The organism is Clostridium sartagoforme (assembly GCF_004794105.1).
In the GTDB taxonomy this organism is placed as follows: domain Bacteria; phylum Bacillota; class Clostridia; order Clostridiales; family Clostridiaceae; genus Clostridium; species Clostridium sartagoforme_B.
Genome location: NZ_SRYR01000005.1, coordinates 80705 through 92086, shown reverse-complemented (window position 1 = coordinate 92086; position 11382 = coordinate 80705). Strand labels below are relative to the sequence as shown.

Below are 11382 nucleotides of genomic sequence, written 5' to 3'. Positions count from 1 at the left end.
AATGTCTCTTTTAATGAATTTTCATAACAAATCAGTAAATAATATAAAAAAATAAAGGAGCTATCTAGTAAATTACTTTTAAATTACTTACTAGATACTCCTTATTTAATTTATAGCTTATTTAACATTATTATTTAATAGGACCATTACTTGGATTTCCATATATCTTTATCTTTATAATAATTTATCCCTTCATTTTCCATTCTTAGTCCTTGTCTTTCTAATCTAACCTTATATTCTGGCCAATTTCTTGAACTCTTTGGAGTCCAACCTATTTCTGAATATCCTAATAATCTTGGATATATCATAAACTCCATTTCATCTTCAGTAGCTATATTTTCAGTCCATAAAGGTGATTCTATTCCTAATACTAAATTTTTAGGAGCATAATCAGTTGGATCCCAATTATATGCTGTTTCTACTGGAATATATCCTGCCCAGTTTAATCCATATGGAGTAGCACTATTATATTTCATATCTAAATATGCTTTACTAGCTATGGATATTATCATATTCATATTTTTTTCTCTAGCTGCTTCATTTGAAGCCTTCCAATTTTGTAATATAGTACTAGAATTTATTTCTGGAGCTGTATCTATTGGATCCCATCCTATAGGAGTCTTTCCATATTTCTGAACTATTTTAGATACTCTCCCTACAAAATAATCATAATCTTCTTTTTTAGTACTATCTGCCTCATCTCCACCCATATGAAAATACTTTGATGGTGAAATTGCTGAAATTTCCTTTACCACATTCTCTATAAACTCATATGTCTCTTCACTATCTGTCATTAATGTACTGAATCCAACATCAATACCTGTATATAGAGGTTTTCTTTTTCCATCTGGATTTAAAAATGCCAAAGAAGCTAATGCTGCATTTGTATGTCCTGGCATATCTACTTCTGGTATTATCTCTATATACCTATCTGCTGCATATTGAACTATACTTTTAAATTGCTCCTGAGTGTAATATCCACCAGGTCCACCACCAACTTGTGTACTTCCTCCTATAAGAGTTAAATCAGGATATTTCTTAATTTCAATACGCCAACCTTGATCATCAGTAAGGTGGAGATGCAATCTATTTATTTTATATTGAGCTGCATAGTCTATTTGCTGTTTTATAACATCTTCAGGGAAGAAATGTCTTGCTACATCTATCATAAATCCCCTATATGCATATTCGGGTTTATCATAAATTGTAGATGCAGGAATGCTCCACTCAACATTATTAACTAAAGTACTTTTAGCTATTTCAGCAGGTAATAGTTGTCTAATAGTTTGAATTCCCCTAAATAATCCTTCAGGTTTATATGCCTTCAATATAATTCCATCAGTAGTAGTAGTTAATTCGTATCCTTCATTTCCTAGTTCTTCTTTTCCTTCAACTGTAGTTAAGTAAATGCTATTTCCACTAGGTACTTCATTTTTTACTATAGTAAATTCATATCCTGTTGAAGGACTTAACTTTCCCTTTAAATACTCAGCAATTCTAGTAATTTCTGTAGTTTCTTCTTCTGTATTACCTTTTACATATATTTTTGTATCTTTATTTAATGTAAACTTACCTTCTGCCTCTTTATAATTTATCGGTTTTGGAATTATAGTATTGTTTACCTTTTCTGCAATAACAGCTAGGTCTTCATCTTCTTTATTAATATTAGAAAAAACTAATGTTACAATGCTTATAACAAGGATGCATAAAGTAATAATTAAATGTTTCTTATTTTTACTCTTCAATTTTAATCCTCCTTAATATTTCTTTCAGCATTATTTTATGACCTAAAATTCATACTATACATCTATTAATATTATTCTTTATTCTTATGTACATACCCTTCAAATAACGTAGCTTTTCCCTTAGGTAATTTACTCTTATATAAAATGTCATAAAATCCAGAAATAATATAACTTATAGTCATAACTAAAATAATTGCCACCATTTCTTCACCTCCAAAATACTCAAGAGCCATTGCTATAGATGTCATCGGTAAAGATGTAGCACTACAAAATACTCCTATCATTCCAAGAGCCGTTACTGATGGTAACGGTAAATTAATATATTTAGCCACAAAACTTCCTAATGTAGCTCCAACAAAAAATGTTGGATTTCCTCTTCCTCCTTGAAATACTGAACCTAAGGCCACTGCAGTAAATACTATCTTTAATATAGGATCCTCTATACCTACATAATTATTAAAGGATTCGTTTATAAAAGATTGACCTAACCCATTGTAGTTATCTCCAACTAAGAAAAATAAAATTATAGTAATTCCCCCACCTAAAATAGCTTTTATATAAGGATTTTTAGTTACTTTGTTATAAACTTTACTGCTATTATCTAAAACAAAATTAAAAATAAATCCACCTATTCCAAATATAATTCCTAATATAATTAACTTACCAATTAATATTAAGTTTAAATCATCTAATATTAAATTGGGATATTGAATTGCCTTACTTCCAACTCTTATAGCAATTTCATTAGATACTACTGTAGTAAAAAAGGCAGGAATTAAAGCTGAGTAATGAAACCTTCCTTTTAATACAAGCTCCATTCCAAGTATTGCCCCAGCAAAAGGTACATCATATATTACTCCAAAAGCACTTCCTACTCCACAAATAACAAGAGTTCTTTGTTCATCATTCGATAGATTAAACTTTCTAGCAATAAAATCTCCAAAGGTTCCTCCCATAGAAATTGCTGATCCTTCTTTTCCTGCAGATCCTCCACAAAATGTAGTTAATAATGATCCTAAAAAAACTACAAAGGTCATATAAAAAGGTATGTCTTTAGCTGCTAATTGTACATCTGATTTAAGCAAGTTTTCTCCTCAATAAGCATTTCTTTTGGTTCTTAAATACATAAAAGTAATTATTACTCCTGCAATTGGTAAAAATAATATTAATAGCTCATGTTCTTTTCTAAAACTATTTGCAGCAGTTAATATCCTATTATATAAACCTACTACAATGCCAATTGGTATCGCTAATAATATGCTAAGTATTACCCATTTAAATACCTTTTTTATTAATATATAATATTCCTTATCTACTCTATCCTTTACTTCCATATCATAAAATCTCCTTTTTTATCTTCTTATTATGTATTATCCGAAGTTTCTACAAAACAATTCATAAAAAAGGGGACTTTTATATCAGATTTCATAGTCTTTTAACTATATTCAAAAAAATAATAGCTATATCAGTTTTTATCTGATATAGCTATTATACTAATATTTAATTATATAACTACTTTCAGATGGAACATCTACTTCTTTATTTCTTTGGAAATAATCTATTATAAGCTCACTCATATCCATATTTATTTCCTTAACTACTTCAGCATTTTCATAAGCAGGATATATTGCAGTATTACTTGCTCTATAGTTATTTAATACTATAGTATAGTCCTTATTTAAATCTATCTCTTTTCCATCTTTCTTCATAGAAATAACCCTGTCTCCAAAGTCTCTGTTTAAATCTATTTCATAAGTTAAACCTGCAAAGGTATCATAATTATAGTTTTGAACCTTTGGAACTAAAAATTCATTATTTATCTTAACTTCATTATTTTCTAAAACAAAATATGTGACACTTTTTTCAATTGCCTCTTTAACTTTGCTACCCTTTATTTTAAGCACCTTTAAGGTATTAGGATATGGGTAATTAATTAATACATCTCTAATTGACACATTTTTCTTAAATCCAATAGCAGTATCAAATAATGATAAAGCTGAAAAATCTGCGTTAGAAACATCTAATTGAACATCATGTAAAAAGTTTATAAATTGATGTCCCTTAAGTCTTGCCGTAAATATATTATCTAAGATAATGTCATTTTTAAAATGTCCTATTTCTTTATCTAAGTACTTTTGTAATTCTTTATTAGTTTCAATAAATCTCTTCTCTAACTCTTTATTAATTTCATCTTTTAATAATGAAACATTTACTAATTCGTAGCTTGATTCCTTAGTTTCAGTATCTATTACTATCTTACTGAAATTTTGTCCATTATGCATTGGTTGTGTACATATAACACCATTTATTCTAGTTATAAATGATCTATGTTGATGACCACTTAAAACTATATCAATTGAATCATAAGTTTCTAATAATTCACTAGCTTGATTTTCTTTTGTTAATTTTTCTGTAGGAGTATTGTTACCATCTATACTTTTTTCAAAACCTCCATGATAACATACAACTATAATATCACTTTTTTCTTTTAATTCCTGTTCATATTTGCCGTATACTTCAACTGGATTTAAAAATTCTAAACCTTCAATATTCTTTTCTTGTTCCCAGTTAGGTATAAAAGATGTAGTAAATCCAATACATCCTACTTTAAAACCATTTATATCAAAAATTCTATAAGGCTTACTATCAAAAGCTAATCCTTTAATATTTGCATTAATAATCTTATTTGAAATATCTTTATAAGCAGTATTTAAATAATCTAATCCATAATTAAACTCATGATTACCTAATATATAAGCATCATATCCTATATCCTCCATAAGCTCAGTAATCGGATTAGTATCTAACTTTTGTTTAGATAAATAGTGAGTTAATGCTGATCCTTGAACTAAATCACCACAATCGATTTTTAATGCTGCATCATAATTTTTTTCATCTTTTAATATATATGTTCCTATTTTTAAAATCCCTAGGGATTGCTCAGTAACATAGTTAGTTGGATATACAAATCCATGTAGATCACTAGTTTGATAAATTACTAATTTCATAGTACCTCCATTTTTTCAATTAACAGTTAACAATTAATAATTCACAATTGTTGAAGTAATTTGTTCCAAATTACTTTAATTAATCTTCTTCTCAATTTACAGTTAACAATTAACAGTTATCAATTGTCGATGTAATTTGATGCAAATTACTTTATTGAATTTTTTCAATTAATAATTAATTATTAATAAATTATTATAGTTTATTCTAAATAATTCATAGCTTATAATATTCTTTATTTTAAATTAATTAAAATATTTTTTATAAATCAAAGTTAAAGTTTATATAGTTCTTCAAGTAATTTATTCTAATACTTAAAGTAAGATTGTTAATTTTATTCTTAATAATTCTATTTAGAGAATAGGAGCTGCTTTTAACTTATTTATAATAGGTTAAAATAACAGCTCCTTGTAATTCTATCTATATAATTATAGCATTATTCCCAAATAGAATTTAAAGTAGTTTTAAACTCTTCTAATTTCTTAGTTACATCTGTTGATGTGTCAGCTAATATTGCTTCTAAAACAGTACCAGCTTCACGATATGCTGCATCAGCACCAGTCATAACTGGGTTTGTATAAAGATTCTTAGTTGCATCAGCAAGTATTGGAGCTATTAAGCTTCCAGAGTTCTTGTATTCATCTGATTCAATAGCGCTTTGTCTAATTGGCATATATCCAGTTTCAATACCCCATTGAATTTGCTTTTCTTTGCTAGTTAAGAACTTTAAGAATTCATAAGCAGCAGTTTTTTGTTCTGGTGTAGCACTTGAGAATACATATAAATCAGTACCTTGTTGTAGTGATGCATTTGTTGGGTATGGAGAAGCTCCAACTTCAAACTTATCGCCTACACCTTGCTTAACAAAGTTTTCGCCAGCATTTGAACCAACATACATACCTACAGTTTCATTACCAAATGGTCCTGATAAGTACTTATCTGTTCCAGCAATTCTAAAGTAACCTTCTTTAACACCTTCTAAGTAATAGTTAACAGCTTTAGCTGATTCTTCACTAGTTACATCAAAGTTATTATCAAATGTCTTTCCTTCACTCTTTAAGAAAGTTGTATAGTAGTTATTTAATGAGTCAAATCCAGCTCCTGGGATGCCCTTCTTTTCTTTTATTGTCTTAGCAACTTGAACAAGCTCATCATAGTTTGTTGGAGCTTTTAATCCTAATTCATCAAATAAAGTCTTGTTATACCATATAACTTCTGTTGACTTATTAAATGGCATACCATATATTTTTCCATCTATAGTAGCTGCTTCTCTAAGACTTGCTAATATATCTTCATAATTATCAAATTTTAAAGTTTCATTTTCAATATATGGAGCTAAGTCAGTTACTAGTCCATCTTGAATTGGATTGAACATCCAATCTGGGTAAGCTTGAGTTAAAGTTGGTAAGTCTTTAGGACTTGCAACTGTAGCAGTTATTTTTTGTTGTAAATCTGGGTAACTTGATTGATTTTGTAAAGTTACTGTTATATTAGAGTTTTGAGCCATAAACTCATCTGTTAATTTTTGTAGAGATTTTTCTAAGTCTCCATTCATTGCATGCCAGAAAGTAATTTCAACAGGTGAAGTAATTTCTGTAACAATGTCTTCGTTAGATGTTCCTGCTCCCTTTGTTCCACATCCAGTTAATAAACCTAATGAAAGTGTAAGAGCAATTAACTTTTTAAATTTCATTATTTTCCCCTCCGGTTATATAGTTTGTTTCTTTTCTGGTAAAAGAACATCACCATTTTCATTATAAAGTTTTTCAGGACGATAAGAATGTATTGGTACTAATAACTTAGGTTTAATTAAGTTAATTATCTCAATTAAATCATAAGGATGAGCATGCCCACTACATGAAACTCTTTCGAATTTAATATTTCTTTCTTCAAATTTGTTTACAAATGGTGTGTATGCTGGATCAAAATCACCTAATGGCACTGCATTAGAATGAATATAAATTCCATCTTCCTGTAATTTATCTATATATTCAATGGCAAGTTTATCTAATTGCCAGAAAAAGCTACCTTTATCATTTAATAATTCTTCAAAATCAATTTTAAGCTTTTCATCTAATCCATAATCTGTATTATCTAATTGATAATAATAAGACTCATATCCTGTTGCTTCCTTAAGAACATATGAATAATATGCATCTAGCACAACTTTTCTTGAATTAGATTTTATAATATTTAATATTCTTTCTATATTAGAAATATAGTAATTAAATGTTATTTGCTTATCAGGATTATTATTAACTATTTCATTTATTCTATCTATTAATTCTGGTTCATTTGATATTTCTTTATCGCTAACATCATCGTCAAAGTCTTGGAATGAAACACTTACACCCTCTATTAATAGAACGTCGCATTTTTCACTTTCTTTGCAGAATCTTAATGTAGCATCTTTTCTATATCCATGAAGTCTTATATCTCCAGTGTAAGAAATAACCAAATCTGGAGTTTCAATTAATAGTCCACAAGCGCCATAGGCATCATGGTCAACTGGCATTACTTTAACTTTAATCTTACCAATTTCTATAACTTCATATTCTTTAACTCCAATTATATCTCTTGTATTCTTACCCTTGTTTTCATGAAGTGGGAATAAGAAATCATTATTAATATTTAAGGTATTTAATAGTGATTTTGTTCCTTCTAACATATATAAAGGTACTTCTGGATTTAAGTAATTTATAATTTTTGAATGATCTAAATGCATATGTGATAAAAATACTGCTGTATTTTTAAATTTATTTTCCTTTGATTCATATCCCTTTAATGGAATACTAGGATCAAACATATTATCTAAATATGGTACTAACTTTTCATCTAATAAACCTTGTAAATCTTCTGGCTGTACTGGAGCCTTTGGATCATACTCACTACCAAAATCAAAGAATATATGGCTATCTTCATAAACTACTTCAATTATTGTTCCACCAATAGTTAATATACCATTGTGAAAAGTGATTTTTGTCTTTTTATCCTTTAACGCCACTCTTAACAACTCCTCTAATAATTTGTTTTCTAAAGATTAAGTATAAAATTAGTATTGGTACAATAGCTATTGTTGATGCTGCCATCTGAAGTTGTACATTTGTACCACTTTCTGTTGCAAAGGAACTTAATCCATTACTTAATAATCTCATTTCCTTACTATTTGTAACTAGTATTGGCCATAAGAATGAGTTCCATCCATTAATAAAACTTAAAATTCCCATAGTAAACAATGCAGGCTTTGCTAAAGGTATCAATATTCTTTTAACAAATTCTAAATCTGAACATCCATCTACTTTTGCAGCCTTATAGTAAGATATAGGAATACTTGTTAAGTACTCTTTTAAATAGAATATATAAAATACACTTGCAAGAGATGGTATTATTAATGCTGTATATGTGTCTAATAAACCAAACTGCGCTATAGTTTGGTAGTTTGTAAATACTGTAACTTCATATGGTACCATTAATAAAGCAGCCATACCTAATACTAAGATATTTTTATACTTGAATTCCAATTTAACTAGTGCAAAACTAGCTAATATAGACGTAATTACTGTTCCTATTGTTGATATACCAGAAACAAATATTGTATTAAAGAAATATCTTACAAATGGAGCCTGTTCCATTGCAAGGGAAAAGTTATTCCATTGAAATTCCTTAGGAAATAATGTTGGTGGTATGCTTGTTGCTTCTTGATAAGTCATTAAGCTTGACAAAATCATATATACAAAAGGAAATAATGTAATAATCGCCATTAATACTATAAAGGTTTTTGATAAAACTAAATTAACTTTCTTCATTTTTTCACCTACTTAGATATTCTTTTTAATATACGATTTTGAATTAATGTGAAAATTAAAATTAAACCAAATAAGATGACTGCTGCTGCCATACCTTGGCCATAACGATTTTCTACATAGAACTTATTGAATATGTAGAACACTGCAGTTGTTGCACTATCTGCAATACCAGCTTTACCGTTAAATATAGAGAACACTTGAGCATATACCTTAAAAGCATTTATAAAATTAACCATTAATAAAAATGTTATAATTGGTATCATTTGAGGTAAAGTTATTCTAAAGAACTGCTCCATCTTTGTAGCTCCAAACATATCTGCAACCTTATAATAGCTTTTATCAACATTTCTAAGACCTGAAAGTAATATTATTATATTAAAAGCAAGTCCTGACCAAATCCCAAATATTATAAGAGTAATCATACTCATATTTGGGTCATCTAAGAAATTAAATGGTCCTACATTGAAAATTCCTAGTACATAGTTTACAAATCCATACTCACCATTTAATAAAAATCTAAATACAATACCTACTGCAATTACACTTGTTAAATATGGTATAAAGAATATTGTTTCAAATACATCCTTATACTTAATTTTTTCATATATTGTAATAGCAATAAACATAGAGATAATTAACCCTACAGGTACTACAATAAAAGAAAAAAGTGCAGTATTACCTATAGCAGTATGAAACTTAGGATCTTTAAGTACTACTTCGAAATTTTTAAATCCATTAAATGTTAAGTTATTTAAAGTCCCCTTTTGAAAGGACATAATAAATGTTCTTATTAAAGGTAACACATTAAATATTCCGACGATTATTAAAGCAGGCATTAAAAACAGCCATGCTTGTGGTGAATTCTCTGCTCTATACTTAAACTTCTTCATTAGTACACTCTAACTCCATTCTCTTGGAATAAATAAATTCCGTTATAGTCAATATCAAATCCTATTTTATCTCCCTCTGATACCTTCTTACTAATATCTGTAATAGACTTTGCATTTGTTTCATTAACATTAAAGTTTATAATACAATCTTTACCTATCAATTCTATTGATTCAACTTCAGCTGTAAATAATGGATTTGTACTTAATTCAAAGTATTCTGGTCTTATACCTACAATGTAATTCACTTCCGTTAACTCACCTTTAAATCTATCTTTATTTAAAAGATTTAAATCAATATTAAAATCTTTAGACTTTAATACATTTCCATCTTTTTTCATATCGATTAAGTTAATTATTGGATTTCCCATAAACTTAGCTACAAAAAGATTTTCTGGTTCCAAATAAAGATTCTGAGGAATATCAAATTGTTGAACTATACCTTCATTCATTAATACAATTCTATCACTTATAGATAATGCTTCTTCTTGGTCATGAGTAACGAAAATAGTAGTTATACCAATTTCTTTAACTAATCTTCTAATTTCTTCTCTAATCTTTAATCTCAATCTAGCATCTAAGTTACTTAAAGGCTCATCAAGTAATAATATTCTTGGATTTTGAACTAATGCTCTAGTTATTGCAACTCTTTGTTGTTGTCCACCTGACATTTCACCTGGTTTTTTATCAGCTAACTCTTCAATACTAGTAATTTTCATATATTTTTTAGCTATTTCCATAGCCTCGCTCTTAGTTTTTTTATTTTTACCAACAGTTAGTGGAAACATTACATTTTCTAGAACTGTCATGTGCGGATATAAAGCGTAATTTTGGAACACTAATCCAATCCCTCTATCTTTAGGGTGCTTACCTATAACAGATTCATTACCAAATCTTATATCTCCATCACTTGGGTCCAGAAGTCCAGCTAATAAGTTTAAGATAGTAGTCTTTCCACAACCACTAGGTCCTAAAAGACAAACTAATTCACCTTCATTAATTTTAAGATCAATGCTTTTTAAAGCTTCATAACCATTGCTATAAACTTTTTTAAGTTTTTCAATATGTATCATGTGCCACCTCAAATAATTATTTTTTTATTAAGCTTTTATCTCTACAAATTATACTATACTAAATATTGTTTCATGACAATATATTATATTTTTTTACTTTATTTTTAACATTCTATTAACTTTTAAATCTATATATCACTATTAGTAATAATATTAGGATAATTTTACATTTTTGAAAATTTAAGTATTTTTCTATATCCTAATTATAGTTTTTGAAATATAAAATTAATTATGCAAAATAAATATATTAATAATCCCCAAGACTTAAATATAACATAATTTTACCTAATATAGAATATTTTTTTCTTTTTTTCTCTAATTTTTACAAAAACATTTTTCTATTAAAATATAATTATTTATATGTAAATTAGTGCTTTTCTGTGATAATATCATTTTAGAGGTGAATAACTGTGAAAAAAATTATTAAAGTTGTAGGCGCAATTATTGAAAATGATAATTCTGAAATTCTTTGTGCTTTAAGATCAAAAGACATGTCACTTTCTGGCTTTTGGGAATTCCCAGGTGGAAAAATTGAAGATGGTGAATCTCCTGAAAAAGCTATAACAAGAGAAATATACGAAGAATTAGGTTGTAAAGTAGAGTTCTCCTCTTTATTTAGCGCAACTACATATGAATATGATAATTACATATTAAATTTAATGGTAGCAAAGTGTGAGTTAACTCAGGACAACCCATTAGCTAAAGAACACGCTAAGCTACTATGGCTACCAATAGATTACATAGAAAGTTTGAATTGGGCTCCTGCTGATATTCCAACTGTAAAAAAACTTATTTTAAAACATAAAAAGGGACTGTTTCACAAACAGCCCAATTAAAATTTAAAAATTCAGAGTAAACATCTATT

The 11382-nt window shown here is 28.0% G+C and carries 10 protein-coding genes; 1 reads left to right on the top strand and 9 read right to left on the bottom strand.

Annotation, left to right across the window (positions count from 1 at the left end; translation table 11 throughout):
• Nucleotides 1-146: 146 nt before the first annotated feature.
• From E5347_RS11070 to E5347_RS11035, 9 genes are all read right to left on the bottom strand, one after another.
• Nucleotides 147-1688: a family 20 glycosylhydrolase gene (locus E5347_RS11070; RefSeq protein ID WP_425350457.1), complete on the bottom strand. Its 1542-nt coding sequence runs from the start codon at nt 1686-1688 to the stop codon at nt 147-149.
• Nucleotides 1689-1816: 128 nt separating this feature from the next.
• Nucleotides 1817-2830, bottom strand: a complete 1014-nt coding sequence (locus E5347_RS11065) for a chloride channel protein (protein ID WP_243109775.1) — start codon at nt 2828-2830, stop codon at nt 1817-1819.
• A 9-nt stretch (nt 2831-2839) separates the two neighbouring features.
• A complete protein-coding gene (locus E5347_RS17105) occupies nt 2840-3079 on the bottom strand; it encodes a hypothetical protein (protein WP_243109774.1) in 240 nt (79 codons plus the stop codon).
• A 159-nt stretch (nt 3080-3238) separates the two neighbouring features.
• Nucleotides 3239-4753, bottom strand: coding sequence for a bifunctional metallophosphatase/5'-nucleotidase (locus tag E5347_RS11060; RefSeq protein WP_136007293.1), 1515 nt, complete (start codon nt 4751-4753; stop codon nt 3239-3241).
• A gap of 434 nt (nt 4754-5187) precedes the next feature.
• Nucleotides 5188-6444, bottom strand: a complete 1257-nt coding sequence (locus E5347_RS11055; RefSeq protein ID WP_207670478.1) for an ABC transporter substrate-binding protein — start codon at nt 6442-6444, stop codon at nt 5188-5190.
• A gap of 15 nt (nt 6445-6459) precedes the next feature.
• Nucleotides 6460-7755, bottom strand: a complete 1296-nt coding sequence (locus E5347_RS11050; RefSeq protein WP_136007291.1) for an MBL fold metallo-hydrolase — start codon at nt 7753-7755, stop codon at nt 6460-6462.
• Nucleotides 7739-8557: a carbohydrate ABC transporter permease gene (locus E5347_RS11045; protein WP_136007290.1), complete on the bottom strand. Its 819-nt coding sequence runs from the start codon at nt 8555-8557 to the stop codon at nt 7739-7741. The genes E5347_RS11050 and E5347_RS11045 overlap by 17 nt, the downstream gene beginning before the upstream one ends.
• 8 nt (nt 8558-8565) lie before the next feature.
• Nucleotides 8566-9447, bottom strand: a complete 882-nt coding sequence (locus tag E5347_RS11040) for a carbohydrate ABC transporter permease (RefSeq protein WP_136007289.1) — start codon at nt 9445-9447, stop codon at nt 8566-8568.
• Nucleotides 9447-10517 (bottom strand): ABC transporter ATP-binding protein, encoded by a 1071-nt coding sequence (locus E5347_RS11035; RefSeq protein WP_136007288.1) that lies wholly within the window; start codon nt 10515-10517, stop codon nt 9447-9449. The genes E5347_RS11040 and E5347_RS11035 overlap by 1 nt, the downstream gene beginning before the upstream one ends.
• Nucleotides 10518-10927: 410 nt before the next feature.
• On the opposite strand from E5347_RS11035, the gene E5347_RS11030 reads away from it, so the two are divergent.
• On the top strand, nt 10928-11353 hold the full coding sequence (locus E5347_RS11030; RefSeq protein WP_136007287.1) for a (deoxy)nucleoside triphosphate pyrophosphohydrolase: 426 nt from the start codon (nt 10928-10930) through the stop codon (nt 11351-11353).
• The last annotated feature ends 29 nt before the right edge of the window (nt 11354-11382 follow it).